The organism is Burkholderia sp. IT-111MI5 (genome assembly GCF_949752865.1).
Classification (GTDB): domain Bacteria; phylum Pseudomonadota; class Gammaproteobacteria; order Burkholderiales; family Burkholderiaceae; genus Burkholderia; species Burkholderia pyrrocinia_C.
On record NZ_CATKIF010000004.1, the window covers coordinates 192,545 to 216,033 of the forward strand.

Annotated in this window: 25 protein-coding genes; 12 read left to right on the forward strand and 13 right to left on the reverse strand. The window is 67.8% G+C overall.

All coding sequences use genetic code 11. The features are described from left to right. Positions 1-189 precede the first annotated feature (189 nt). Positions 190-1,209: a sulfate ABC transporter substrate-binding protein gene (locus ACM6JT_RS03930; RefSeq protein WP_105389574.1), complete on the reverse strand. Its 1,020-nt coding sequence runs from the start codon at positions 1,207-1,209 to the stop codon at positions 190-192. Positions 1,210-1,661: 452 nt separating this feature from the next. Between ACM6JT_RS03930 and dapA the strand changes: the two genes are divergently transcribed. Then, positions 1,662-2,555 (forward strand): 4-hydroxy-tetrahydrodipicolinate synthase, encoded by an 894-nt coding sequence (gene dapA / locus ACM6JT_RS03935; RefSeq protein ID WP_414855994.1) that lies wholly within the window; start codon positions 1,662-1,664, stop codon positions 2,553-2,555. Positions 2,556-2,611: 56 nt separating this feature from the next. Here the strand turns inward: dapA and ACM6JT_RS03940 are convergent, their stop codons facing one another. From ACM6JT_RS03940 to ACM6JT_RS03950, 3 genes are all read right to left on the reverse strand, one after another. Beyond that, positions 2,612-2,992, reverse strand: a complete 381-nt coding sequence (locus ACM6JT_RS03940) for a type II toxin-antitoxin system VapC family toxin (RefSeq protein ID WP_414855995.1) — start codon at positions 2,990-2,992, stop codon at positions 2,612-2,614. Next, positions 2,992-3,201: a hypothetical protein gene (locus tag ACM6JT_RS03945; protein WP_414855996.1), complete on the reverse strand. Its 210-nt coding sequence runs from the start codon at positions 3,199-3,201 to the stop codon at positions 2,992-2,994. Before ACM6JT_RS03945 ends, ACM6JT_RS03940 begins: the two co-directional genes overlap by 1 nt. A gap of 115 nt (positions 3,202-3,316) precedes the next feature. Further along, positions 3,317-4,393, reverse strand: coding sequence for a LysR substrate-binding domain-containing protein (locus ACM6JT_RS03950; RefSeq protein WP_414855997.1), 1,077 nt, complete (start codon positions 4,391-4,393; stop codon positions 3,317-3,319). Positions 4,394-4,499: 106 nt separating this feature from the next. Between ACM6JT_RS03950 and ACM6JT_RS03955 the strand changes: the two genes are divergently transcribed. Beyond that, on the forward strand, positions 4,500-5,762 hold the full coding sequence (locus ACM6JT_RS03955; protein WP_243564969.1) for an MFS transporter: 1,263 nt from the start codon (positions 4,500-4,502) through the stop codon (positions 5,760-5,762). Between the two features lie 57 nt (positions 5,763-5,819). Here the strand turns inward: ACM6JT_RS03955 and ACM6JT_RS03960 are convergent, their stop codons facing one another. Continuing rightward, positions 5,820-6,458 carry a glutathione S-transferase family protein gene (locus ACM6JT_RS03960; RefSeq protein WP_034179204.1) on the reverse strand — a complete coding sequence of 213 codons (639 nt, stop codon included), beginning with the start codon at positions 6,456-6,458 and terminating at the stop codon, positions 5,820-5,822. A gap of 112 nt (positions 6,459-6,570) precedes the next feature. On the opposite strand from ACM6JT_RS03960, the gene ACM6JT_RS03965 reads away from it, so the two are divergent. The 3 genes from ACM6JT_RS03965 to ACM6JT_RS03975 all read left to right on the forward strand — a co-directional run bounded on the left by ACM6JT_RS03965 (position 6,571) and on the right by ACM6JT_RS03975 (position 10,112). Further along, a complete protein-coding gene (locus ACM6JT_RS03965; protein ID WP_414855998.1) occupies positions 6,571-7,491 on the forward strand; it encodes a LysR substrate-binding domain-containing protein in 921 nt (306 codons plus the stop codon). 173 nt (positions 7,492-7,664) lie between these two features. Further along, positions 7,665-7,949: a hypothetical protein gene (locus ACM6JT_RS03970; protein ID WP_407970935.1), complete on the forward strand. Its 285-nt coding sequence runs from the start codon at positions 7,665-7,667 to the stop codon at positions 7,947-7,949. 45 nt (positions 7,950-7,994) lie between these two features. Continuing rightward, positions 7,995-10,112, forward strand: a complete 2,118-nt coding sequence (locus tag ACM6JT_RS03975) for a phosphocholine-specific phospholipase C (RefSeq protein ID WP_414855999.1) — start codon at positions 7,995-7,997, stop codon at positions 10,110-10,112. Between the two features lie 133 nt (positions 10,113-10,245). Here the strand turns inward: ACM6JT_RS03975 and ACM6JT_RS03980 are convergent, their stop codons facing one another. From ACM6JT_RS03980 to ACM6JT_RS03990, 3 genes are all read right to left on the reverse strand, one after another. Further along, positions 10,246-10,395, reverse strand: a complete 150-nt coding sequence (locus tag ACM6JT_RS03980) for a hypothetical protein (protein WP_414856000.1) — start codon at positions 10,393-10,395, stop codon at positions 10,246-10,248. Further along, the gene (locus ACM6JT_RS03985) at positions 10,385-10,588 is read right to left on the reverse strand and encodes a hypothetical protein (protein WP_152603872.1); all 204 of its coding nucleotides are present in this window, start codon (positions 10,586-10,588) and stop codon (positions 10,385-10,387) included. The genes ACM6JT_RS03980 and ACM6JT_RS03985 overlap by 11 nt, the downstream gene beginning before the upstream one ends. Positions 10,589-11,373: 785 nt before the next feature. Then, a complete protein-coding gene (locus tag ACM6JT_RS03990; protein ID WP_414856001.1) occupies positions 11,374-12,024 on the reverse strand; it encodes an RBBP9/YdeN family alpha/beta hydrolase in 651 nt (216 codons plus the stop codon). A 294-nt stretch (positions 12,025-12,318) separates the two neighbouring features. Between ACM6JT_RS03990 and ACM6JT_RS03995 the strand changes: the two genes are divergently transcribed. The 4 genes from ACM6JT_RS03995 to ACM6JT_RS04010 are packed head-to-tail and all read left to right on the forward strand — an operon-like array spanning position 12,319 to position 14,953. Beyond that, entirely contained in the window at positions 12,319-13,260 is a 942-nt protein-coding gene (locus tag ACM6JT_RS03995; RefSeq protein ID WP_414856002.1) for a 2-hydroxyacid dehydrogenase, read from the forward strand. Between the two features lie 24 nt (positions 13,261-13,284). Beyond that, a complete protein-coding gene (locus ACM6JT_RS04000; RefSeq protein WP_034179209.1) occupies positions 13,285-14,217 on the forward strand; it encodes a hydroxymethylglutaryl-CoA lyase in 933 nt (310 codons plus the stop codon). 26 nt (positions 14,218-14,243) lie between these two features. Further along, positions 14,244-14,750 carry a YbaK/EbsC family protein gene (locus ACM6JT_RS04005; RefSeq protein ID WP_034179210.1) on the forward strand — a complete coding sequence of 169 codons (507 nt, stop codon included), beginning with the start codon at positions 14,244-14,246 and terminating at the stop codon, positions 14,748-14,750. Continuing rightward, on the forward strand, positions 14,747-14,953 hold the full coding sequence (locus ACM6JT_RS04010) for a DUF1289 domain-containing protein (protein ID WP_034179211.1): 207 nt from the start codon (positions 14,747-14,749) through the stop codon (positions 14,951-14,953). Before ACM6JT_RS04005 ends, ACM6JT_RS04010 begins: the two co-directional genes overlap by 4 nt. A gap of 254 nt (positions 14,954-15,207) precedes the next feature. Here ACM6JT_RS04010 and ACM6JT_RS04015 read toward each other — a convergent pair whose 3' ends face one another. After that, a complete protein-coding gene (locus tag ACM6JT_RS04015; RefSeq protein ID WP_414856003.1) occupies positions 15,208-16,110 on the reverse strand; it encodes a DMT family transporter in 903 nt (300 codons plus the stop codon). A gap of 112 nt (positions 16,111-16,222) precedes the next feature. On the opposite strand from ACM6JT_RS04015, the gene ACM6JT_RS04020 reads away from it, so the two are divergent. Beyond that, entirely contained in the window at positions 16,223-16,714 is a 492-nt protein-coding gene (locus tag ACM6JT_RS04020) for an Lrp/AsnC family transcriptional regulator (RefSeq protein ID WP_034179213.1), read from the forward strand. 30 nt (positions 16,715-16,744) lie between these two features. Here the strand turns inward: ACM6JT_RS04020 and ACM6JT_RS04025 are convergent, their stop codons facing one another. After that, complete coding sequence (locus tag ACM6JT_RS04025) at positions 16,745-17,641, reverse strand: alpha/beta fold hydrolase (RefSeq protein WP_414856004.1); 897 nt, start codon at positions 17,639-17,641, stop codon at positions 16,745-16,747. Between the two features lie 279 nt (positions 17,642-17,920). Between ACM6JT_RS04025 and ACM6JT_RS04030 the strand changes: the two genes are divergently transcribed. Beyond that, positions 17,921-18,880, forward strand: a complete 960-nt coding sequence (locus ACM6JT_RS04030) for an NAD(P)H-dependent flavin oxidoreductase (RefSeq protein ID WP_034179215.1) — start codon at positions 17,921-17,923, stop codon at positions 18,878-18,880. A gap of 128 nt (positions 18,881-19,008) precedes the next feature. On the opposite strand, the gene ACM6JT_RS04035 is transcribed toward ACM6JT_RS04030, so the two are convergent. The 3 genes from ACM6JT_RS04035 to ACM6JT_RS04045 all read right to left on the reverse strand — a co-directional run bounded on the left by ACM6JT_RS04035 (position 19,009) and on the right by ACM6JT_RS04045 (position 22,071). Next, the gene (locus tag ACM6JT_RS04035; RefSeq protein ID WP_034179216.1) at positions 19,009-19,971 is read right to left on the reverse strand and encodes a LysR family transcriptional regulator; all 963 of its coding nucleotides are present in this window, start codon (positions 19,969-19,971) and stop codon (positions 19,009-19,011) included. Positions 19,972-20,155: 184 nt separating this feature from the next. After that, positions 20,156-21,232 (reverse strand): porin, encoded by a 1,077-nt coding sequence (locus ACM6JT_RS04040; protein WP_105389562.1) that lies wholly within the window; start codon positions 21,230-21,232, stop codon positions 20,156-20,158. A 344-nt stretch (positions 21,233-21,576) separates the two neighbouring features. Beyond that, positions 21,577-22,071, reverse strand: a complete 495-nt coding sequence (locus ACM6JT_RS04045; RefSeq protein ID WP_414856005.1) for a peptide-binding protein — start codon at positions 22,069-22,071, stop codon at positions 21,577-21,579. Between the two features lie 346 nt (positions 22,072-22,417). Here ACM6JT_RS04045 and ACM6JT_RS04050 point away from each other — a divergent pair, with 346 nt between their 5' ends. After that, positions 22,418-23,452, forward strand: coding sequence for a bile acid:sodium symporter family protein (locus tag ACM6JT_RS04050; protein ID WP_414856006.1), 1,035 nt, complete (start codon positions 22,418-22,420; stop codon positions 23,450-23,452). The last annotated feature ends 37 nt before the right edge of the window (positions 23,453-23,489 follow it).

A 23,489-nucleotide genomic window follows, 5' to 3' on the forward strand; every position in this document is an offset into this window, starting at 1 on the left:
GCGGTGCCGGTTGCAGGAAGGCGATGAGCGTAGCACGCGCGGCGGCGGCCGGGAATGCGTGCCGATTCGGAATGGAAATTTGCCGCGTGGCCGGACGCGTGCGGCCGCGCAGCGTCAAAAAAAACCGGCCGCATGAAAGCGGCCGGCTGCATCGTCATCGTGCGGACAAGCGCGCGGTGCGCGCCGCTGTCACTTCCGGTCGACGATCACCTGGTCGAACGTGCCGCCGTCGGCGAAATGGGTCTTCTGCGCGTTCGCCCAGCTACCGAAGACCTGCTCGACGCTGAACGTCTTCAGCGACTTGAACTCGGCCGCATGCTTCTTCAGCACGTTCGCGTCGCGCGGGCGCAGATGGTGCCGCGCGATGATCTCCTGCGCTTCCGGCGTGTACAGGTAGTCGAGATACGCCTGCGCGACCTTGCGCGTGCCCTTCTTGTCGACGACCTTGTCGACGACGGCGACGGGCGGCTCCGCGAGGATGCTCGCCGACGGGTACACGGCGTCGAACTGCGCGCCCGACGCGCCGGTGTCCATCAGCGCGACTTCGTTCTCGAACGTGACCAGCACGTCGCCGATGCCACGCTGCGTGAACGTCGTCGTGGCGCCTCGGCCGCCCGAGTCGAGCACCGGCACGTTGCGGAAGATCGCCTTCTCGAAGTCGAGCGCCTGCTGGTCGGTCGCGCCCTTCTGCTTCTGGAAGCCCCACGCGGCGAGATACGCGTAGCGGCCGTTGCCCGACGTCTTCGGGTTCGCGATGATCACCTGGACGCCCGGCTTCGCGAGATCGCTCCAGTCCTTGATCGCCTTCGGGTTGCCCTTGCGCACGAGGAACACCATCGTCGTCGAATACGGCGAGCTGTTGTCCGGGAAGCGCGCGCGCCAGTCCTTCGGCAGCAGCTGGCCGCGCTCGGCGAGCAGGTCGATGTCGTTCGGCTGGTTCATCGTCACGACGTCGGCCTGCAGCCCCTGCAGCACCGACAGCGCCTGCGCGCTCGACGCGCCGTGCGACTGCTTGAGCGCGACCGTCTCGCCGGTCTTCTGCTTGTACGCGGCGACAAAGCTCGCATTGATGTCCTTGTACAGCTCGCGCGTCACGTCGTACGACACGTTCAGGATCGACGTGTCCGCGTGCGCAGCCGTCGCCGCCACGACGAGTGCCGCCGCCGCGCCCGTGTGCAGCCAGCGACCGATCCCCTTGATGCTTGCCATCGTGATATGCCCCGTTTCCAGTGGTGGTGAATGTGCGTGACGGCACGCGTACGCGCTGTCATCGAAACGTAAGCGGGCATTCTAGCGGCCGGCCGCGGCGCGCTTTCCAATCAGTCGTGGAAAGCAAATCTCGAATCCTGCTAAACGGCGGCGGACGCTCGCGTGCGCGCCAGATCCGGTGTTAAGATCGCCGTTCAGCCCACTTCACGGTTCATCCATGTCCGTTGCCCTGCGTTCGCTCTCAATCCTCGCCGCCGTCGCGGCAGGTACGCGCGCGGCCGGGCTGAAACTGAAAAAACGACTCCTCGACTGACGGGGACGTCGCGTCCCGTCAGGCGAATGCCGGACGGGATGCCCGCAGGTCGTTTCTTTCTCCTTGCCCGCATGCCTCGTTCCGGCACTCCGCCGGCGGAACGGTTCCTTCCCACTCCGTTTCCACCATGAGGCTTTGCATGCACACACGTTTCGAAGGTATCTGGCTGCCGATCATCACGCCGTTTCACCACGGCGAAGTCGATCATGCGGCGCTCGCGCGACTCGCGCGCCACTATGCGGCCGCGGGCATCGCGGGTTTCGTCGCGGGCGCGACGACCGGTGAAGGCGTGCTGCTCGACGCACGCGAACAGGATGCCGTGTTCGCGACGCTGCGCGACGCGGCGCCTGGCCTGCCGATCGTCGTCGGGCTGACCGCGAGCGCGACGCATGTCGCGGCGGCCCGCGCGCGCGAACTCGCCGCGCTGCGGCCCGACGGGCTGCTCGTCACGCCGCCCGTCTACGTGCGGCCGACGCAGGACGGCATCCGCCGCCATGTCGAGGCGATCGTCGACGCGGCCGACCTGCCGGTGCTCGTCTACAACATCCCGTACCGCACCGGCGTGAACGTCGAACTGGAAACGCTGCAGGCGCTCGCGCGCGACCCGCGCGTCGCGGGCATCAAGGAATGCGGCGGCACGCTCGACCGGATGAGCCGGCTCGTGCACGACACGCCGCTCGCGATCCTGTCCGGCGACGACAATCAGAACTTCGCGGCACTGTGCGCCGGTGCGCACGGCGCGATTGCCAGCAGCGCGCACGTGCTGCCCGAATGGCATGTGCGCATCCATGCGCTGCTGCGCGACGGGCGGCTCGCCGATGCGCGGCGCCTGTCTGTCGCGCTGCAGCCGCTCGTCGCGGCGCTGTTCGCAGAGCCGAACCCGGCGCCGGTGAAGGCCGTGCTGGCTGCGCAAGGGTGGTGCGAGGACGGATTGCGGCTGCCGTTCGTGCCGGCGAGCGATGGGTTGCGGAAGCGGCTGGGAGCCATCTGCTCGGCACTCGACGAAATCGAGCCGGACGTCGCGGCGGCATAAGCGTCAACGCCGCGTGGAGCGCTGGCGACAGAAGCGTTTCGGCCCGACGGATTATTTCAAACTGTCGGAACCAGAGACAGGCCGTACCGTGCAAGAAGGGCGTCGGCGGTCACGAGCTGAAGCGGTTCGAGCCGGGCCTGCACGACCAGCAAGCGATCGAACGGGGCGCGATGGTGGTGAGGCAAATCACGGACTGCGGCCCCATGCACGGCCCGAACCGGTAGCTCGCGAATCCCGCTTGCGCCGATCGAGCGAATCAGCTTGCCCACGTCAATGTCGAGCTTCCTCAAGCCGGCCTTGATGGCGGCCTCCCAGATACTCGCGCTGCTGACGAAACGTTCGTCGGCGGCCGAGATCAGTCCGCGCGCCCGCGTGCTGAGCTTGGGGTCATTGGTCACGATCCACAAAAAGATGTGCGTATCGAGCAACAGCCGCATCAGCGCCCTTCGAAAGCATCCAGCAGGTAATCGGGCAGCGGAGCGTCGAAGTCGTCCGCGATCCAGGCCTGCCCTTGCAGGACGCCGAACCGAATGGGCGGCCTGGCAGGCGCGAGTCGATCGGCTGACGCCCCGTCATCGCGGATCGTGGAATCAGCCCGTTGCGATGGATCGATCGCACTGGCGTCGGGAATGTTCGCGTTTTGCATGATGACCTCCGTTTCGGGTGACCATCACTGCAGTCAGGTTCGCCCGATCGATCCATTCGTCCGATCGGCCGAGGGGCTGCCGAGTCGCGAACCGCCGCGGCAATCGTACGCTTCGTCAGGCCGCCAGTGCCGCCCCCGCCCCCTCCGTCGCATCCCGCACCGCCTGCGTCACGATCCGCGCGAGCCGGTCGACGGTCGGCGTCGCCGACGACGTGCGCCGCAGCAGGATCAGCGGCAGGCGCGGCAGCTCCGGCAGCCCGGACGACGCCGCGTCGAGCACGCGCACCGACGCGGGCAGCCCGTAGTGCGAGCGCACCGTCAGCCCGAGGCCGGCCGCCGCCGCCGCCCATAGCCCGGCGAGGCTCGGCGTCGTGAATGCGACGCGCCACGGCACGCCCGCGCGGTCGAGCGCATCGGTCGCCGCGCCGAAGAACCGGCACGGCCGGTCGAACACGACGAGCGGCAGCGGCTCGCCAGGCGCGCGCACGGCACGGCCGCCCGCTTCGCAACCCGTTTCGCCGCGCGTAACCGCTGCCGCACCGTCTTCCGCGCCGTCCCCGCCGCCGTCCGGCATCCCGAAACCGCCCGCGCCCGCCGCGCCGATCCATTGCATCGGCACCTGCGCGATCGCTTCGCTGTCGATCCCTGCCCGAGACACGAGCGCCGCCGACGCCGGGTCGCCCCACACGAGCGCGAGATCGAGCTGGTTCGCATCGAGCCGGTCGAGCAGTTCGGCATTGCGCGCCACGCGCGCCTCGATCCTCACCTTCGGATGCGCGCGCGCAAACCGCCCGAGCACGTCGGGCAGGATCGCCTCACCGAAATCCTCCTGCAGCCCGACGCGCACCCAGCCGTCGAGATTCACGCCGCGCACGGCCGCGGCCGCCTCGTCGTTCAGCTCGATCATCCGCCGCGCATAACGCAGCATCGCGTCGCCGGCATCGGTCAGCGCGAGCCCGCGACCGGCTTTCACGAACAGCGGCGTGCCGGCCTGCTCCTCGAGCTTGCGGATCTGCGCGCTCACCGCCGACGACGAGCGCGCGACGCGGTCGGCCGCCTTCGCGAAACTGCCGAGATCCACGCCCGCGACGAGGCTGCGCAGCGCCGCCACGTCGAAATTGGGCCTTGCCTGCGCGGCATCGGCCATCGCGAGCGGCTCGCCGCCACCACGGGGAATGTCTTGTCCGGGCACGTCAATCATCCTGTTTTATCGAACGATTCATCAAAAACTTTCCGATTTTCAGGATGAATGTAGGCCGCCAGACTGTCGATGTCAATTTCCAACCGGGCCTGTCGCCATGGATACCACCTGCTTCGCTTCCCCCTCCTCGCCCGCGCGCGGGCCGGCCCACCGCTGGCGCGTGCTGGCGGCCGGCGTCGCCGCGAACATGAGCTTTTCGGCCGCCGCGGCCGGCATTCCGACCACCGCCGTGTGGATGCGCACGGCCTATCACCTCGACAACGGCGCGCTCGGCCTCGTGCTCGGCGCGCTCGGCTTCGGCGTCGCGCTATCCGAGCTGCCTTGGGGGATCGCCGCCGACCGCTTCGGCGATCGCCGCGTGCTGCTGAGCGGGCTCGTCGCGACGGCCGCGATGCTCGCGCTGATGGTGTGCACGATCGTCCCGACCGCGCACGCGGTGCCGCCGCTGATGCGCGTCGTCGCGATGATGAGCTGCGTCGGCCTGCTTGGCGGCAGCGTGAACGGGTCGAGCGGGCGTGCGGTGATGCGCTGGTTCGGCGAGCGCGAACGCGGCCTCGCGATGAGCATCCGCCAGACGGCCGTGCCGCTCGGCGGCGGCATCGGCGCGGCACTGCTGCCGTCGCTCGCGTCGCATCTCGGCTTCGCCGCGGTGTTCGGTGCGCTGATGCTGCTGTGCGCGGGATCGGCCGCGCTGACCTGGCGCTGGCTGCACGAACCGCCCGCCGCGCCGGCCGCCGTGCACGGCACCGTGCATCGTCCCGTCGAACAGCAGCAGCCCGCCCGGCAAACGCGCAGCCCGCTCGCGAGCGGCCGCGTGTGGCGCATCGTGCTCGGCATGGGCCTGCTGTGCACGCCGCAGTTCGCGGTGCTCACGTTCGCGACGGTGTTCCTGCACGACTTCGGCCGGCTCGGCCTCGCCGGCATCAGCGCGGCGATGGTCGCGCTGCAGCTCGGCGCGATGGTGATGCGCGTCTGGAGCGGCCGTCATACCGACCGGCACGGCAACCGCCGCGCGTACCTGCGCGGTTCGGTGCTCGTCGCCGCCGGGTCGTTCGCGCTGCTTGCCGCCGCGACGGCCGGCAGCCCACACGTGCCGCTCGCGGCGATCGTCGCGATTCTCGTGTTCGCGGGCGTCTGCGTATCGGCATGGCACGGCGTCGCGTACACGGAACTCGCGACGCTCGCCGGCGCGAACCACGCGGGCACTGCGCTCGGGATGGCGAACACGATCGTCTACCTCGGGCTGTTCGCGACGCCGCTCGCGATTCCGCCGCTGCTCGCCGTCAGTTCGTGGAGCGTGGTCTGGCTCGCGGCCGCGCTGGTCGCCGGCGCGACCTATCCGCTGTTCGCCGTGCGATAGCGCGCCGCATGTTGCACGCCGGGCGTCGCCGCGCACGCACCGACGCTCGCGCATCCGTCAGCCCGCCTCGCGCGCCAGCGCGCGCCGCACGGCCGGCCGTTCGGCCTCGCGCTGCGCATGAGCGGTCCACGCGGGATGCCGCGTCATGTCGAGCCCGATCGCGACGCCCCAGCGATACAGCACGAGCAGGAACGGATCGACGATCGAATGGCCGCCCGGTTCGGCCCACGTGCGGCCGTCGGCGAGCGCGGCTTCGATCTTCTCGTTCGCGGCATCGATCGTGCCGCGACCGTGCTCGCTGACCGCACCGTGCAGGGCCGGGTCGCCGATGAAGCGGCCTGGCCGCCACAGCGCGCCGTAGCCGACGCCATGCACCCAGCCGACCAGCCAGGCGAGCCATTCATGGCAGCGCGCCTCGCGCAGCGGATCGCCAAGCGGCAGCAATTGCGCATCCGGATAACGGCGCGCGAGATACGTGAGGATCGCGGGCGTTTCGGTCAGCACGCGCGGCTCACCCGGAATCGCGAGCACGGGCACGCGTGCCTTCGCGTTGATCGCGAGATAGCGCGCTTCGAGGTTCTGCTGCTTCTGCACCGAGACGATCTCGACGTCGAACGGCGCGCCGGTTTCCTCCAGCGCGATGTGAGCGGCAAGCGAGCACGCGCCCGGCGAAAGATAGAGACGATATGCGTTCATGATGGTATGGCCCGACCGGGCTGTGGAAGACTGAACCGAGTGTAGGAATGCGTGGCCGGGCGCCGCAAACGATGAATTGTCGTGCTCGGACATTAGTGTTACTAATACCCGCATGCGACGTATCCACCTCCCTCCGCTGCAGACGCTGCGTGCGTTCGAGGCCGCCGTGCGGCTGCAGAGCTTCACGCACGCGGCCGATGCACTCGCACTCACGCAAGGCGCGGTCAGCCAGCACATCCGCACGCTCGAGGCGCAGCTCGGCTATCCGCTCTTCACGCGCGAGCGCAACGGCGCGACACCGACGCACGCCGCGCACGCGCTCGCGCTGCAGGTGCGCCAGGGCCTGAGCGTGCTCGAACGCGCATTCGAGCCGACGCTCGCCGTACGCAGCCGCCCGCGCACCTGCGACGTCACGCTGAACGTCAGCGTGCTGCCGAGCGTCGCCGAGCGCTGGCTCGCACCGCGCCTGCCGCGCTTCTCGGCCGCGCATCCGCACATTGCGATCGCGCTGCACCCGGACGCGACGCTCGCGCCGCTGCGCAAGCGCGACCGCATCGACGTCGCGCTGCGCTACGGGCCCGGCACGTGGCCGGGCGTCGTCGCCGAGAAGCTGATGAACGAGACGATCTTTCCGGTCGCGAGCCCCGCGTACCGCAATCGCGACGGCGTCGTGCCGCGCGCGCCGGCCGATCTCGTGCGCGCGACGCTGCTGCGCCATCCCGCGCAACCGTGGGAACCGTGGTTCCAGGCCGCGCGGCTCGACCTCACCGAATCCGCGCGCGCGCCGCGCTTCACCGATGCGAACGCGCTGATCGACGCGGCGCTGAAAGGGCGCGGCGTCGCACTCGCACGCCGCTCGCTGATCGAGCCCGAACTCGCGGCCGGCACGCTCGTGCGCGTGTCGACGGTGCGCGTGACCGACGTGTATGCGCACTACGTCGTGTGGCGCCCCGGCCATCCGCACGAAGCGGCGATCCGCACCTGGCTCGACTGGCTGCGCAGCGAAGTGCGGCGCAGGACGCCGCCGCGCTGACAGACGGCGGCCGGCGATGGCCGCATGCCGGCTGCATGCGCGCACGAAAGTAATTCGTTAGTTTGACGAAAGCATTTCGCGATCACGTGCCGGTCGCAAACGATTCACCGAAACGTCGCATCGCACCGGCATACTCGAAAACGTTTCCCGATCAGCCTGCCAGGAGAGAAGTCATGCGTCGCGTTTCCGTCTTCGTCGTTCTTTGTGCCGCCGCTTTGGTCGCCGCCTGCAGCGACGACGCGCCGCACGACGCGCACGCGGCCGACGCATCGCAGCAGGCCGGCGCATCGAGCGGCTCCGCCAGCGCGTTCAACAGCGATGCCAGCGCGAATGCCGCCGCGTCCGGTGCCGCGCCGCTCGCGCCGCCCGTCGTGCATTACCCGCCCGATGACGACGACGACGCGAAGCCCGCGTCGAACACGGCCGCGTCGGCCACCGCTGCATCTTCGCCGAGCTGATCGCGCCGTTTCCGCCCCCCCGACCGCAGAACCGAGGTGAACAACATGCCGTCATCGAGCCGCCGCCGTTTCCTGCATACCGTCGCACAATCCGCGGGCGCCGCCGTCGCGCTCAACGCCTTTCCCGAATCGATCCGCCGCGCACTCGCGATTCCCGCCGCGCGCGGCACCGGCACGATCCGCGATGTCGAGCACATCGTCGTGTTCATGCAGGAAAACCGTTCGTTCGATCATTATTTCGGACACCTGCGCGGTGTGCGCGGCTACAACGACCGCTTCCCGATCCCGCTGCCGAACGGCAAGCCGGTGTGGTACCAGCCGTCGAAGGCCGACCCTACCAAGCCCGTGCTGCCGTTCCGGCTGAACACGCTGACGACGAGCGCGCAGTGCGTGGGCGACCTCGACCACTCGTGGTACAAGACGCACGCGGCGATCGACGGCGGCCGCTACGACCAGTGGCCCGCGAACAAGACCGACATGACGATGGGCTATCACGTGCGCGAGGACATCCCGTTCCACTACGCGCTCGCCGACGCGTTCACCGTATGCGACAACTACTTCTGCTCGCTGCCGGGGCCGACGCACCCGAACCGTTCGTACCTGATGACGGGCACGATCGACCCGACCGGCAAGTTCGGCGGCCCGCTGCTCGACAACAGCGACTACGTCGACGGCGACGGGCCGCCCGCCTACCAGTTGCTGTCGTGGCCAACCTTTCCCGAGCGCCTCGAGGCACACGGCGTGTCGTGGCAGATCTACCAGCAGGGCACGACCGGCAGCGATCCGTACAACGGCAACTACGGCACGAACGTCCTGCAGAACTTCGCGAACTTCATCAACGCGAAGCCGGGTTCGTCGCTGTACCGGCGCGCGCAGACGGTGCGCACGCTCGACAACCTGAAGGACGACGTGATCAACGACCGGCTGCCGCAGGTGTCGTGGCTGTGCCCGCCCGCCGCGTTCTCCGAGCATCCGAAATTCACGCCCGCGTACGGCGCGAACTACACGTCGCAGATCCTCGACGCGCTCACGTCGAATCCGGACGTGTGGCGCAAGACCGTGCTGTTCATCATGTACGACGAGAACGACGGCTTCTTCGACCACATCGTGCCGCCGCAGCCGCCGACGTCGGCCGCGCAGGGCGCGTCGACCGTGACGACCGACGGCGAGCTGCACACGGTCGTGAACCCCGGCCGCGGCGGCAGCTACACGGCCGACGGCCTGCCGTACGGCCTCGGGCCGCGCGTACCGATGACGGTCGTGTCGCCGTGGACCAAGGGCGGCTTCGTCTGCTCGCAGGTGTTCGATCACACGTCGGTGATCCGCTTCATCGGCGAGCGTTTCGGCGTCGACGAACCGAACATCACGCCGTGGCGCCGCACGGTGTGCGGCGATCTCACCGCCGCATTCGACTTCCGCTCGTCCGATGCGTCGTTCCCGCCGCTGCCCGATACGAGCCAGTACCGCTCGATCGCGGACCGGCAGTGCACGTCGCAGCCCGCGCCGACCGTGCCCGCGACGCCGTCGCCGGTCGCCCCGCAGGAGCCCGGCGTGCGGCCGGCGCGCGCGCTGCCATATGAGCTTCACGTGAACACGAACCTCTACGGCGGGAACACACTGCGCATCGAGTTCGCGAACCGCGGCAACCAGGGCGCGCACTTCCACGTGTATTCGACGAACCGCACCGACGGCCCGTGGCGCTATACGGTCGGCGCGCGCCGCCTGCTGCATGCGGATTTCGACCTGACGGTGACGAACGGCGCGTATGCGTTCTCGGTGTACGGGCCGAACGGCTTTGTGCGCGTGTTCTCGGGCAACGTGTCGGCCGGAACCGCGCCCCACCGCAAGCCGGCGCAGCCGGAGGTGAAGGCCGGCTACGACGTCGCGAACGGGAATCTGTACCTGAAGCTGCACAACCACGGCGGGGCGCACATCACGCTGACGCTGACCGACAACGCGTACGGCGCGCCGGCGCGGCAGGTCACACTGCACGGCGGCGACGAGCGCGTCGAGCAGTGGGCGCTCGCGTCGAGCCACCAATGGTATGACGTGACGGTGAGCGACGGCGCGAACGGCACGTTCTCGCGCCGTTTCGCGGGCCACGTCGAGAATGGCCGGCCGAGCTATTCGGACCCGGCCGCGGTGCAGCCCGTCACGGCATAGCGCATATGCGCAAGCCGGCGATTCTCGTCCCGCCAAAGAAAGCCCGCGGTACATGAGAAAATGCGACGCCCCGGCCAGCAATGTGACCGGGGCGCCGTTCGGCAGACGCGCCACTCGCCCGCCTGCTGTTCGGTCAGCGAGGGCCGCCAGTAAAGCCAGCGAAGGCTCCGCCGAGCCCGCCGCTGACCATGCCGGCAATACCGGCAGACGGCCAATGACCGAACATCGTCGGTGCGACCGCGATGAAAACCTCTGCTTTGTTAAAATGGATTTCATGCGTCATTATATTTTCCCCGCACATTCGAAAAACTTCGATAAAAGAATTCACCGAGCAACGCCGCAACCACTGCGGAAATCGCATCGATGTAGTGCAGCACAACATCAACGGTAAAGCGTTCCAACAGCCGATGAACGCCGAGGAACAACAAGAAAGTCAGAAGTAGTCGCAACAAAATAATCCAGCCCTCACGCTTCATGCTTATGCTCCACCGCTGTGCAAACACAATCCCTCGGATTTCGTTCGGTATGCATTCAAATTTCAGAAATCCCGGGGTTGCTCGATTTCATTGCAATCGTTAATACGAAATAGATTCTTCGCGATCTATAGCAAATCGTCCAATTCGACGCAAATCATCCATAACAGTACTATCCAACGGCAAATGAGCCCGCAAGCGCTCAATTGCATCGGGCGTCGAGACTGAATGGGGAAGCGAGCCTGGAGTTGACTGCAGATGGGCCGCAGGCTATCGGAGATGGTTGATCATCTGTCAGGTGATCAACGATTTGGACAAGACAAGAATCTGCACCGTTGAGCAAATGAGTGCCGTGCTCGACGCTACCCGGACACTGGAACTCACGCCGCCCGCGAACGCGCAGGCGCGATGCACGTGGATCGCGTCGGTTCTGGCGCCCTTGAGTTACCGCCCCCGTCAAGCGCAGCCGATCGCGGGCTGGTGCTACTGTATTTGCGTCGCTTTCGCGGCGTCAGCCGCGCCCATGTCACGCGGCTGGTGAAGCACTCGATCAATTTCAAGACACTGATGCGCGTCAGACGGACTTCGTCGAATGCCTTTTGTGCGACGCTACACGGCTGCCAATCGGGACGTGCTGACCAAAGTCGAGCGCGAGTATGGTCAGTCGTCGGAGCCGGTTATGTTCGTCGTGCTGCGACGCATGTACCCGGTCCACAACGACGTCTGGAGCCTCGCAAAATCGCATACTGCCTGAATCACTGCCCTTAGAATGGTCCAGTACTCAACGATCAACCCAACAGAACCACAGAGCGCTCTAGGCTCAATTCGGTTTCGGAAAGTACAATTGACGTTTCGCCTGCCTCGTCCGTCGTCTCGCGAAAGCGCAGCGGCGCCGCGCAGTGCACCAGCGTGTCGATGAAATACTTCGCGCGCGGCCACGGCCCGAAGCCGGCCGCCGTATTGATGTGCCCGGCATCGCCAAGGTTCACGAACGCGCTGCCCAGGCGCTGCGCGAGCGTGCGCGCATCGGCGAGCGGCATCCACGGATCGGTCTCGCTGCCGATCACGATCGACGGCACCGCGAGCCGGCGCGCGTCGAACGGCCCGGCAAACGTGAATTTCTTCGGGCTGGCGGGCGCGACGAACAGCACGCCCGCGACATCGCCCGCATGCGGCCACTGCGCGAGCGCATGCGCGGCCGCGAGGCAGCCGAAGCTGTGCGCGGCGAGCACGAACGGGCCGCGCTCGCGGCCGAGCAGCGCGCGCACGGACTGCGCCCAGCGCGCGAGATCGGGCGCGTCCCAGTCGTCCTGCTCGACGCGCAGCGAGCGCGGGAACTGCCGCTCGAGCCAGGTCTGCCAATGAGCGCCTTCGCTGCCGTGCAGGCCCGGTACGGTGACGAGCCGCGGCGGCCACGCCGATTTGCTGCATGCGCGCATGATTGCCCTCGCTTGCTTGAAGACGAGTTTCGATTGTGGCGCGCGGCGCCCGGCGGCCGAACCAATATTTTGTGCTTTGCTTTTGCGCGCGCCGGCCCGCGCGACGGCGCAATTCGCGTCGAAACCGTAGAATGTGGGCTTCCCGTCAGCTTCACACGGAACCGGGCCGGGCGCCGACGCGCCGGGCCCGGTCGTCAGGAGACGCCCGATGTCCGCTACGCCCGCCGGCGCGCTGCGCCTGCTCCCTCTTGCCGTTCCCGTGACGAGCCTCGCCGGCACGCACGAAAGCATGCAATGAAGATCCTGTTCTACTCCCCGCACCAGGAAGCCGCCGCATGGCGCGACGAGATCGCGCACGCGCTGCCGGAAGCCGAACTGCGCGCATGGCAGCCGGGCGACACGGCCGCCGCCGACTACGCACTCGTATGGCGCCCGCCGCGCGAGTTGTTCGCGCCGCGCGACGGCCTGCGCGCGATCTTCAACCTCGGCGCGGGCGTCGACGCGCTGCTCGCGCTCGACCGCGCGCATCCGGGCACGCTGCCCGCGCACGTGCCGCTCGTGCGGCTCGAGGATTCGGGCATGGCGCAGCAGATGGTCGAATACGTGACGCACGCGGTGCTGCGCTACCTGCGCCGCTTCGACGAATACGACGCGCAGCAGCGCGAGCGCCGCTGGCACCCGCTCGAACCGCATCCGCGCGCAACGTTCACCGTCGCCGTGCTCGGCCTCGGCGTGCTCGGCGCGCAGGTTGCGCTCGCGCTCGCCGCGCTCGGCCTGCCGGTGCGCGGCTACAGCCGCAGCGCGAAGCAGCTCGACGGCATCGCGACCTTCGCCGGCGACGGCGCGTTCGACGCGTGCATCGACGGCGCGAAGGTGCTCGTCAACCTGCTGCCGAGCACGCCCGACACCGACGGCATCCTGTCGTCGCGCGCGTTCGCGCGGCTCGCGCCCGGCGCGTACGTCGTCAATGTCGCGCGCGGCGCGCATCTCGTCGAGGCCGACCTGCTCGACGCGCTCGCGAGCGGCCGGATCGCCGCGGCCACGCTCGACGTGTTCCAGCACGAACCGCTGCCGGACGACCATCCGTTCTGGCGCGCGCCGCGCATCACGATCACGCCGCACAGCTCGGCCGAAACGCTGCGCGCGGAGGCCGTCGAGCAGATCGCCGGCAAGATCCGCGCATTCGAGCGCGGCGAGCGCGTCGGCGGCATCGTCGACTACGCGCGCGGCTACTGAATACAGACAAAACCGGAGACAACCATGAGCTTCCCCACCGCCGTCAAGATCGTCGAAGTCGGCCCGCGCGACGGGCTGCAGAACGAGAAGACCTTCGTGCCGACCGACGTGAAGATCGCGCTCGTCGACCGCCTGTCGCGCGCCGGCTTCCGCAACATCGAGGCCGCGTCGTTCGTGTCGCCGAAATGGGTGCCGCAGATGGCCGACGGCGCCGACGTGATGGCCGGCATCGAGCGCCGCGCGGGCACCGTGTACTCGGTGCTCACGCCGAACCTGAAGGGCTTCGAGAACGCGCTCGCCGCACGCGCCGACGAAGTCGTGATCTTCGGCGCGGCGAGCGAGGCGTTCTCGCAGCGGAACATCAACTGCAGCATCGCCGAGAGCATCGCGCGCTTCGAGCCCGTCGCGAAGGCCGCGAAGGACGCGGGCCTGCGGCTGCGCGGCAGCGTGTCGTGCACGCTCGGCTGCCCGTACCAGGGCGAGGTGCCGGTCGCGTCGGTCGTCGACGTCGTCGAACGCTTCGCGGCGCTCGGCTGCGACGAGATCGACATCGCCGATACGATCGGCGTCGGCACGCCCAAGCGCACGCGCGAAGTGCTCTCGGCCGTCACGCGCGTGTTCCCGCGCGAACGCCTGTCGGGCCATTTCCACGACACCTACGGCCAGGCGCTCGCGAACATCTACGCGGCGTTGTTCGAAGGGATCGAGATCTTTCACGCGTCGGTCGCCGGCCTCGGCGGCTGCCCGTACGCGAAGGGCGCGACCGGCAACGTCGCGACCGAGGACGTGCTGTACCTGATGCAGGGCCTCGGCATCGACACCGGCGTCGATCTCGCGCAGGTCGTCGCCGCCGGCGACTTCATCTCGAACGCGATCGGCCGCACGAACGTGTCGCGCGCCGGTCGCGCGCTGCTCGCCAAGGCGCAGAGCGCGGCCGACGCCGCGAACTGCGTCTGACCCCGGCATTCCATGGATTCCTCAACATGACGACACCTGCTTCATTCGACTCCCTCCCCGATTCCGCGCGCAGAGTCGCGCTGCTGCTGCGCGAGCGCGGCCATGCGAAAGGCATCGTGATGCTCGCCGAAACCGGCAAGACGTCGGCCGAGGCCGCGGCCGGGCTCGGCTGCGAGGTCGCGCAGATCGCGAAGTCGATCCTGTTTCGCCGGCAGTCGGACGGCGCGCCCGTGCTCGTGGTCGCGAGCGGCGTCAACCGCGTCGATGAAAAGAAGGTTGCCGCGCAGGTCGGCGAGGTGGGCCGCGCGGACGCGAAGTTCGTGCGCGACAACACCGGTTATGCGATCGGCGGCGTCTGCCCGATCGGCCATCTCGTCGAGCCCGTCACGCTGATCGATGCCGACCTGCTCGAGCTCGACAGCCTGTGGGCGGCCGCCGGCCATCCGCACGCGGTGTTCAACCTGTCGCCGCACGAACTCGTGTCGCTGACGGGCGCGCCGGTCGCGGACGTCGCCTTGCGGGACAACGCATGAGCGACGTGCAGGTGCCGGTCGGCACGGTCGCCTCGCCGTGCACGGACGTCTGCAGGATCGATCCGCGCACCGACTGGTGCGCGGGCTGCCTGCGCACGCGCGACGAGATCAAGGGATGGCGTGCGTCGGACGACGACGCGCGGCGCGCGCTGCTCGCACGGCTCGATGCGCGGCGGCGCATGCTCGCCGGGAGCGGCACATAAAAAAAAGCCGTTCAGCCTCACGGGCGAACGGCATCGAGATCGGAATCCTGTGAACGTGATCAACGTCACAGCCCGCATGATACGAGCGACGCGGCCGCATCGCATCGGGTGTTTCCCTACAACTTCTTACAGCGTCTTTCGCGCGTGCGCGCGGGCTCATTTCGAGCACAATCCGCGCGCAATCCTCGTACCCGAAATCCGCCGCCGGCGAGCCGCGGCGGTACCCCGTCGCAGCGCCGAATCGTACGACCGTTTCAGTTGCCGACCGCCGTGCGACGCGCGGGCACGATGCGCCAGCCGAGATTCACGCCGGCCGCCGCGAGCAGGATCAGCAGCGCGCCGAACACCTGCGTCCACGCGAGCGTCTGCCCGAACGCAACACGATCGACGACGATCGCGACGACCGGATACACGAACGACAGTGCGCCTGTCATCGCGGTCGGCAGCTTCTGGATCGCGCCGTACAGCAGCACATACATCAGGCCCGTGTTCACGACGCCGAGCACGACGAGGTCGAGCCATTGCCCGGCAGTCGCGGGCAGCGTATCGAAGTGCGCGAACGGCGCGAGCAGCACGATGCCGAGGCCGGCCTGCAGCAGCGCGAGCAGATGCGGCGGCGTGCCCTTCAGATGCTTCGTGACGATCGACGAGATCGCATACAGGGATGCCGCGCCGAGCGACAGCGCGACGCCTTCCAGATATTCGCCCGGCACCGCGAGCACGGCCGGCTCGACGCGCACCACGAAGACAAGCCCGGCGAACGCGAGCGCGAGCCACGTGATCGTCGATGCGGTGATCCGTTCGCGGAACACGATCGCGCCGAGCGCGACGAGCATGAACGGCTGCGTGTTGTAGACGGCGGTCGCCATCGAGATCGACGCGCGCGAATAGGCGGCGAACAGCAGCAGCCAGTTCGCGACGATCGCGACGCTGCCGAGCGTCGCAAGTGCGAGCATCCGCAGCGAGAACAGCGCGCGGCGCAGGAAGCCGAACGCCGCGCAGACGATCGCGAGCGTCGCGGCGCCGAACAGGCAGCGGAAGAACACGACGTTCGTCAGCGGCTGCTGCGACGACATCACGAGCCAGCCGATCGTGCCGGACATCATCATCGCGACGACCATTTCGGCGGCGCCGCGGCGAATTTCATTCGAGGCCATCTTGAACTCCGTCGATGAGAGTGGATGACTTCGATTCTAGAAACTTGCTTTCGCCGCAACCATGGCTAAACTGAAGTGAATCAGCCGATTTACCTTCGAAAGCAAAGCGATCATGCCGAAACGCCTTTCCCCACCCGCCGTCGCGTCGCTCGACGCGACCGACCGCGCGATCCTTGCGGCGCTGGCCGACGACGCGCGCATCGCGACCAGCGAGCTCGCGCGGCAGATCGGGCTGTCGGCGCCCGCGACCGCCGACCGCGTGCGGCGGCTCGAGGCGCAAGGCGTGATCGCCGCGTTCACCGTCGAGCTCGACCCGCGCGCGCTCGGCTACACGCTGCAGGCAATCGTCCGCGTGAAGCCGCTGCCCGGCCAGTTGCATCTGGTCGAGGAGTTGCTGCGGCGGATTCCCGAATTCGTCGAATGCGACAAGGTGACCGGCGAAGACTGCTTCATCTGCCGGCTCTACCTGCGCACGATCGCGCACCTGGACGACATCCTGTCGAAGGTGACGGAGCGCGCGGAGACGAGCACCGCGATCGTGAAATCGACGCCCGTGCCGCGCCGCCTGCCGCCGCTCGTCGAGGACGACAGCGCACACCGCTGAGCGGACGGCCCGCGCCGCCCGCCCGCGCCCTCATGCGGCCGGGTCGCGCGCCTCGAAGAACGCGAGCAGTTCGTCGATCAGCGCGACGGGCGCCTCTTCCGGAATGTAGTGCCCGCATTCGAGCGCGCGGCCGCTGACGTCGCGCGCGACGCGACGCCATTCGTCGAGCGGATCGAAGCAGCGGCCGACGATCCCTTTCTCGCCCCACAGCACGCGCAGCGGACACGCGACCTTGTTGCCGCGCTCGAGATCGGCACGATCGTGCTCGAGGTCGATCGTCGCCGATGCGCGGTAGTCCTCGCACATCGCGTGCACCGCGCCCGGCTGCGCGAGCGCGGCGCGGTACGCATTGAGCGCCTCGGGCGCGAACGGCGCGAGCCCGGCGGACCGGTTGCCCATCACGCGCTCGATATACGCATCGGTATGCCCGCCGATCAGCGTCTCGGGCAGCGGCTCCGGCTGGATCAGGAAGAACCAGTGGAAATACGCGGTCGCGAACGCGCGATCGGTTTTCTCGTACATCGCGAGCGTCGGCGCGATGTCGAGCAGCATCATCCGCTCGACGGCATCCGCGTGATCGAGCGCGAGCCGGTGCGCGACACGCGCGCCGCGATCGTGCGCGCAGACATGGAAGTGCTCGAAGCCGAAATGCCGCATCACGGCGACCTGGTCGGCCGCCATCGCACGTTTCGAATACGGCGCGTGCCGCGCGTCGCTCGGCGGCCGGCCCGACGCGCCGTATCCGCGCAGGTCGGTGGCGATCACCGTGAAGTGATTCGCGAGCGTCGCGGCAACGCGATGCCAGATCATGTGGGTTTGCGGATGCCCGTGCAGCAACAGGAGCGGCGGGCCCGCGCCTCCTTTGACACCGAAGATGTCGGTGTCCTGCACCGTCACGCGAAACGGTGCAAACGCCTCAAACGACATGGTTTATTTCTCGTTGGTTTGTTATGGCGGCTATTTTAGGAGCGCTCGCGCATCTTCACAGCGGGGCAGCAGCCAGAATCCGTAGAAAGAGAACACTCACTCGATTGCGGCCACACCGCGCATTTTGTTAAGCTCGCGTAGAATCGCACGACCGTTCGTATTAATATGAACGATCTCGTTCCGCAGCTACACTCGAATCATCGTTCGACCGCAAAGCATGGTGTCGGCGTCAACGCGACCGCGCGGGCGCCGGCCCTCCCTGGAGACTGGAGACATCACATGGCATTGCCCACCGTCCTGCAGAACCTGACGCTGCCCGTCATCGCGTCGCCGATGTTCATCGTCAGCTACCCCGAACTCGTGCTCGCGCAATGCAAGGCGGGCATCGTCGGTTCGTTCCCCGCGCTCAACGCCCGTCCGGCCGAACTGCTCGACGAGTGGCTCACGCAGATCCAGTCGGAACTCGCCGACCACAAGGCGAAACACCCGGACGCGGTGATCGGCCCGATCGCGGTCAACCAGATCGTCCACCAGTCGAACGCGCGGCTCGAACACGACGTGCGCGTATGCGTCGAGCACAAGGTGCCGATCTTCATCACGAGCCTGCGCGCGCCGGCGCGCGAGATCGTCGACGCGGTGCACAGCTACGGCGGCATCGTGCTGCACGACGTGATCAACCTGCGCCACGCTCAGAAGGCGCTCGAAGCCGGCGTCGACGGGCTGATCCTCGTCGCGGCCGGCGCGGGCGGCCACGCGGGCACGACGTCGCCGTTCGCGCTCGTCGGCGAGGTCCGCAAGATCTTCGATGGTCCGATCGTGCTGTCCGGCTCGATCGCGAACGGCGGCTCGATCCTCGCCGCGCAGGCGATGGGCGCCGATTTCGCGTACATGGGCACGCGCTTCATCGCAACGCAGGAAGCGCACGCGATCGACGACTACAAGCACGCGATCCTGAACGCGAAATCGTCCGACATCATCTACACGAACCTCTTCACCGGCGTGCACGGCAACTACATCCGCGAGAGCATCGAGAAAGCCGGCCTCGATCCGGAAGCGCTGCCGGAATCCGACAAGACGAAGATGAATTTCGGCGGCGACAAGACGAAGGCGTGGAAGGACATCTGGGGCGCCGGCCAGGGCGTCGGGCTGATGGACGACCTGCCGACCGTGGGTGCGCTCGTCGAGCGCCTGAAGCGCGAGTACGACGACGCGAAGGCGCGGCTCGGCATCGCACGCTGACGGATGCGGCGGCCCCTGCGGCCGCATTCGCCATCGCCGCCGCAAATCCCGTCGGACAAAACAAAAGCGCGAACCGCAAGCGGTTCGCGCTTTTGTTTTCATCGCCCCGCCGCCGCGGGACACGCGGCTCAGCCCGCGCGCTTGATCCGCGTGATCGGCAGCACGCGCAGGCGCGACTCGATCGATGGGCACAGCGACTGGCCTTCGAAACGCGCCGCGAGGAAATCGACGAACGAACGCACCTTAGCCGACACGTGACGGCGGCTCGCATACACCGCGTAGATCGGCGCTTCGTGCGGCGGCACCGAATCGAGCAGCACCGGCACGAGCCGGCCGGATTCGATGTCGTCGCCGACCACCTCGGTGCCGAGCAGCGCGATGCCCGCGCCCGCGAGCACGGCCGCACGCAGCCCTTCGAGATGGTTCACGATCAGGTTGCCGTTGAGGGTCACGCGCGACGCGGCCGCCGCGTCGATCACGAGCGAGTCGAGCATCGTCGAATTCGAGTCGCGCCGCAGGTAGTTGTGGTGCGCGAGATCGGCGATCGTCGCGGGCGTGCCGTGCTTGTCGAGATACTCGGGCGACGCGACGAGCAGGATGTGCGCGGTCGCGATCTGCCGTGCGACCAGCGACGACGATTTCAATCCGTTCGGCGCCGCGCGCACCGCGACGTCGTAGCCTTCCTCGATCAGGTCGACCACGCGATCGGACAGCGTCATGTCGACGGTCACGTCCGGGAACCGGCCCGCGTAATCGGTGACGGCCTGCATCACGTGCCGCAGCCCGAACGCGGACAGCGACGTCACGCGCAGGCGGCCCTGCGGCACCACGCTCGCGGCACCGACGGCCTGCCCGGCTTCGTCGAGTTCAGACAGCGCCTGCACGAGGCGCTCGTAGTATTCGCGTCCCGCCTCGGTAGGCGCGACGCGTCGTGTCGTGCGATGCAGCAGCCGCGCGCCGAGCTGCTGCTCGAGATGCATCACGTGCTTGCTCGCCATCGCAGCCGACATCTGCATGCGCTCGGCCGCGCCGACGAAGCTGCCCACTTCGACGACGTAGCGAAACACATTCATGCTGACGAGGGTATCCATCGAACTAGCTCGTAATGACGGGGGAATGGTCCAATTACGAGATAGGGTAACAAAGGCGAGGAAACAGAAAGGTCAACAAAGGCAAAACGGCGCCGCGGGGAGGCGGCGCCGTTTCGGGCGGGAAAACATGCAGCCGGAACGCGCGATTTCCGCGCGCGTCCGGCGCGCCGATCGCGCGTGCGCGTCAGAACTTCGCGCGGATGCCCGCGCCGAACGTGTTGCCGGTCGACAGGCCGCTGATGTGGTCGTTCATGTACGCGGCGTAGACGTCCGTGCGCTTGGACAGCGGGTAGTCGTAGCCGACGGCCCAGGTCTGGCGCGTCTGGTCGAGGCCGCCTGCATCGCGCGAATATGCGTACGACGCCATCGCGTTGCCCACGCCGAGCGGCACCGACACGCCGCCCTGCGCGGTGTTCACGTGCCAGCTGCCCGCGACCTGGTCATTCTTCGTATACATGTACTGGCCGAACAGCTTCACGAGCTTCAGGTCGTAGGTCGCGCCGACCAGCGCGATGCCCTGGCTCTTCATCCCGGCGACGAGCGCGCTCAGGTCGCGCGGGCCGTTGTTGAAGTTCACGTACTGATACATGGCAGTCGCCGCGAACGGGCCGTTCGCATAGTTGAACTGCGCGCTCCACTTCTTCGAGCCGTTGTCGCCGGCCTGGTTGCCGAACGCGTACATCGCGCTGCCATTCAGTCCGCCGAACGAAGGCGACGTGTACGACACCGCGTTGTTCCAGCCCGAATCGCCGACCGCGCCCTGGTCGCTCGGATAGGTCGGGAACGTGCCGAGGCCGAGGAACACGTGGTACACCATCGGCGAGAAGGTGTACGAATCGTAGAACGGGTTGAACAGGATCGTCGACAGGAACAGGTGCGTCGTCAGGCGGCCTGCCGTCACCGTGCCGTACGGCGAGCTGATGCCGACGTACGCGTTGCGGGCGAAGAACGTGTCGCCCTGGAAGCGGCCGAACTGGCCGTTCTGCGCGCGGAAGAAGCTTTCCAGCGTGAAGATCGCCTTGTAGCCGTTGCCCAGATCCTCTGCGCCGTGCAGGCCCCAGTACGACGTCGACATTCCGCCGCCCGACACGTTCCATGCGCGATCGCCGCCCGGGAACTTGGTTGCGCCGACCCATTCGTCTACCTGCCCGTAGAGCGACACGCTCGATTGCGCATAAACGGGTGCGGCAGCCGCCGCACAGGCGGCTGCGGCGATCAGCTTGACGGACGTGCGCGACGCACGGCGAGCGAATGCTTTCATGGGATCTCCAGGTTTTGTCGGATAGTCGATAAGTGGCGCGAGCGTTGTTTTTTGGAGCCGAGTGCTTGCGTCGTATGGGGCGCAGCCATCTTTACGGATCATTTGTCCGGTCAAAATTGCGCACACTTATTGCTGGTATAGCGCCAGCATTAACTTCGCGGAATCGATACGTGGCCGGATGCACCGCGGCGGCCCCGCGCGAAAGCGGTTGCGCGACGGGACGGCGGTGTGGCGCACGCGAGCCGGGCGCGAAAGATAGCGCAATGCGACGGGAAAATCAGCGGAAATCTGCGCGCGACTGTGGCGAATTCGCATCAGCCGGCATAGGACGAGCGCGCGGGCGCTCAGTTTCGGTAGAACGGGGAGAAATACGGCGAGTGCGAGGGCTCTTCCTGCGAACGGGGCGGCGGCATCGGACGGCCGCCGCGCTCCTCGTTGTAGCGCGCGACGTCGGCGCGGATCGAACCGGCGCGCAGCGGCACGTTGCCGCCGCCCGGCGGGCGCGGCATCTGGCGCGCGTCGGCGCTGATCGGGCGATACGGGCTTTGCGCGGCGTAATGACCGTACGACGGTGTCGGCCGCAGCCCCCAGCGGGAGCCGTAGCTGCTCACGCCGCCGGCGCGTGCACCGGCGGGGGGCGGAACGCGGCGCCAGACGGGCCCGCCACCGAACCCGCCGCCAGCCTGCTGACCATACGCGCGCATGTCGCCGCCACCGAACCCGTGGCCGCCGAACCCATGACCGCCGTGTGGCGGCTGCGCGAGCGCAAGCGGCACCAACAGCGCGCCGAGCACGCCTGCCACCCATCGTCCGATCTTCCGTTTCACACGTTCCGTCATCGTTCAGTGCCTGTCCACGCCTGCCGCCGGCTCCTTTCGGCCGACGCAAGGCTTTCAGCAGTAATTTATGAGCGGCCCGAAACGGTGTCGAGCCAAAAAGTGTTAGGTCGCCGGCATCGGTGTAACACCATGTTACTGCTAGGTTTTTTCACTTCAGGGGGCGAACGCGACAGAACATTCTTCTGCCGTTTTGCGCATGGCCGGGCAGGCGCGACGGCCGTTGTCGCATGCAATCGAATCATCAATCGATTCTCACAATGAATTTGTGTAGTGAATGGCCAACCGGGACAATAGCGCCATCCACGCGCGCGACGCGCGCCTCCGTCGTTTTCGAATCGAGTTCCCGATGGCCCGTCCCCGTTTTCTTCCCGACAACTTCACGCTCGCCCTGGTCGGCACCGTCGTGCTCGCGAGCCTCCTGCCGTGCCGCGGCCCGGCCGCCCACGCGTTCAACTGGGCGACCAACATCGCCGTCGGCCTGCTGTTCTTCCTGCACGGCGCGAAGCTGTCGCGGGAAGCCGTCGTTGCGGGCGCAACCCACTGGCGGCTGCACGCGGTCGTGCTGCTCAGCACGTTCGCGCTGTTCCCGCTGCTCGGCCTCGTGCTGAAACCCGTGCTGCAGCCGCTCGTCACGCCGGCGCTTTATGCGGGCGTGCTGTTTCTGTGCACGCTGCCGTCGACGGTCCAGTCGTCGATCGCGTTCACGTCGATCGCGAAGGGCAACGTGCCGGCCGCCGTGTGCGCGGCATCGGCGTCGAGCCTGCTCGGGATCTTCGTCACGCCGGCGCTCGTCGGGCTGATGATCACGTCGCAGTCGGCCGCCGCGGCGTCGGCGTGGAGCACCGTCGCCAGCATCGTGATGCAGCTGCTCGTGCCGTTCATCGCCGGCCAGTTGCTGCGGCCCGTGATCGGCGGCTGGATCGAACGCAACCGCGGCGTGCTGCGCTTCGTCGACCAGGGCTCGATCCTGCTCGTGGTCTACGTCGCGTTCAGCGAAGCCGTCAACGAGGGCCTGTGGCACCAGATTCCGGCGCGGGCGCTCGGCGGCCTGCTGGTCGTCAACCTCGTGCTGCTCGCGATCGCGCTGCTGCTGACCGCGTTCGTCAGCAAGCGGCTCGGCTTCAACCGGGCCGACCAGATCACGATCATCTTCTGCGGATCGAAGAAGAGCCTCGCGGCCGGCGTGCCGATGGCGAAGGTGATCTTCTCGGCGAACGCGGTCGGCGCGATCGTGCTGCCGCTGATGCTGTTCCACCAGATCCAGTTGATGGCGTGCGCGGCGCTCGCGCAGCGCTGGGGCGCGCGCGACACGAGCGGCGAGTGCGGCGGGCAGGACGGCGCGGCATCGGCGCCTGGCGCGCTGAGCGCGGGCAAGCGGTGACGGGTTGGGAGGCGGGACGGTCACTGGATGGTGACCG

What these genes read in the sequence shown, in the direction of transcription:
- ACM6JT_RS03980 (WP_414856000.1), bottom strand. Translation starts at nt 10,395, where the DNA reads ATGACGCATGAAATCCATTTTAACAAAGCAGAGGTTTTCATCGCGGTC.
- dapA (WP_414855994.1), top strand. Translation starts at nt 1,662, where the DNA reads ATGCACACACGTTTCGAAGGTATCTGGCTGCCGATCATCACGCCGTTT.
- ACM6JT_RS03940 (WP_414855995.1), bottom strand. Translation starts at nt 2,992, where the DNA reads ATGCGGCTGTTGCTCGATACGCACATCTTTTTGTGGATCGTGACCAAT.
- ACM6JT_RS03990 (WP_414856001.1), bottom strand. Translation starts at nt 12,024, where the DNA reads ATGCGCGCATGCAGCAAATCGGCGTGGCCGCCGCGGCTCGTCACCGTA.
- ACM6JT_RS03995 (WP_414856002.1), top strand. Translation starts at nt 12,319, where the DNA reads ATGAAGATCCTGTTCTACTCCCCGCACCAGGAAGCCGCCGCATGGCGC.
- ACM6JT_RS03965 (WP_414855998.1), top strand. Translation starts at nt 6,571, where the DNA reads ATGCGACGTATCCACCTCCCTCCGCTGCAGACGCTGCGTGCGTTCGAG.
- ACM6JT_RS04005 (WP_034179210.1), top strand. Translation starts at nt 14,244, where the DNA reads ATGACGACACCTGCTTCATTCGACTCCCTCCCCGATTCCGCGCGCAGA.
- ACM6JT_RS04045 (WP_414856005.1), bottom strand. Translation starts at nt 22,071, where the DNA reads ATGACGGAACGTGTGAAACGGAAGATCGGACGATGGGTGGCAGGCGTG.
- ACM6JT_RS03975 (WP_414855999.1), top strand. Translation starts at nt 7,995, where the DNA reads ATGCCGTCATCGAGCCGCCGCCGTTTCCTGCATACCGTCGCACAATCC.
- ACM6JT_RS03955 (WP_243564969.1), top strand. Translation starts at nt 4,500, where the DNA reads ATGGATACCACCTGCTTCGCTTCCCCCTCCTCGCCCGCGCGCGGGCCG.
- ACM6JT_RS03930 (WP_105389574.1), bottom strand. Translation starts at nt 1,209, where the DNA reads ATGGCAAGCATCAAGGGGATCGGTCGCTGGCTGCACACGGGCGCGGCG.
- ACM6JT_RS04050 (WP_414856006.1), top strand. Translation starts at nt 22,418, where the DNA reads ATGGCCCGTCCCCGTTTTCTTCCCGACAACTTCACGCTCGCCCTGGTC.
- ACM6JT_RS03985 (WP_152603872.1), bottom strand. Translation starts at nt 10,588, where the DNA reads ATGAAGCGTGAGGGCTGGATTATTTTGTTGCGACTACTTCTGACTTTC.
- ACM6JT_RS04020 (WP_034179213.1), top strand. Translation starts at nt 16,223, where the DNA reads ATGCCGAAACGCCTTTCCCCACCCGCCGTCGCGTCGCTCGACGCGACC.
- ACM6JT_RS04010 (WP_034179211.1), top strand. Translation starts at nt 14,747, where the DNA reads ATGAGCGACGTGCAGGTGCCGGTCGGCACGGTCGCCTCGCCGTGCACG.
- ACM6JT_RS04000 (WP_034179209.1), top strand. Translation starts at nt 13,285, where the DNA reads ATGAGCTTCCCCACCGCCGTCAAGATCGTCGAAGTCGGCCCGCGCGAC.
- ACM6JT_RS04030 (WP_034179215.1), top strand. Translation starts at nt 17,921, where the DNA reads ATGGCATTGCCCACCGTCCTGCAGAACCTGACGCTGCCCGTCATCGCG.
- ACM6JT_RS04025 (WP_414856004.1), bottom strand. Translation starts at nt 17,641, where the DNA reads ATGTCGTTTGAGGCGTTTGCACCGTTTCGCGTGACGGTGCAGGACACC.
- ACM6JT_RS03960 (WP_034179204.1), bottom strand. Translation starts at nt 6,458, where the DNA reads ATGAACGCATATCGTCTCTATCTTTCGCCGGGCGCGTGCTCGCTTGCC.
- ACM6JT_RS04035 (WP_034179216.1), bottom strand. Translation starts at nt 19,971, where the DNA reads ATGGATACCCTCGTCAGCATGAATGTGTTTCGCTACGTCGTCGAAGTG.
- ACM6JT_RS03945 (WP_414855996.1), bottom strand. Translation starts at nt 3,201, where the DNA reads ATGCAAAACGCGAACATTCCCGACGCCAGTGCGATCGATCCATCGCAA.
- ACM6JT_RS03970 (WP_407970935.1), top strand. Translation starts at nt 7,665, where the DNA reads ATGCGTCGCGTTTCCGTCTTCGTCGTTCTTTGTGCCGCCGCTTTGGTC.
- ACM6JT_RS04015 (WP_414856003.1), bottom strand. Translation starts at nt 16,110, where the DNA reads ATGGCCTCGAATGAAATTCGCCGCGGCGCCGCCGAAATGGTCGTCGCG.
- ACM6JT_RS04040 (WP_105389562.1), bottom strand. Translation starts at nt 21,232, where the DNA reads ATGAAAGCATTCGCTCGCCGTGCGTCGCGCACGTCCGTCAAGCTGATC.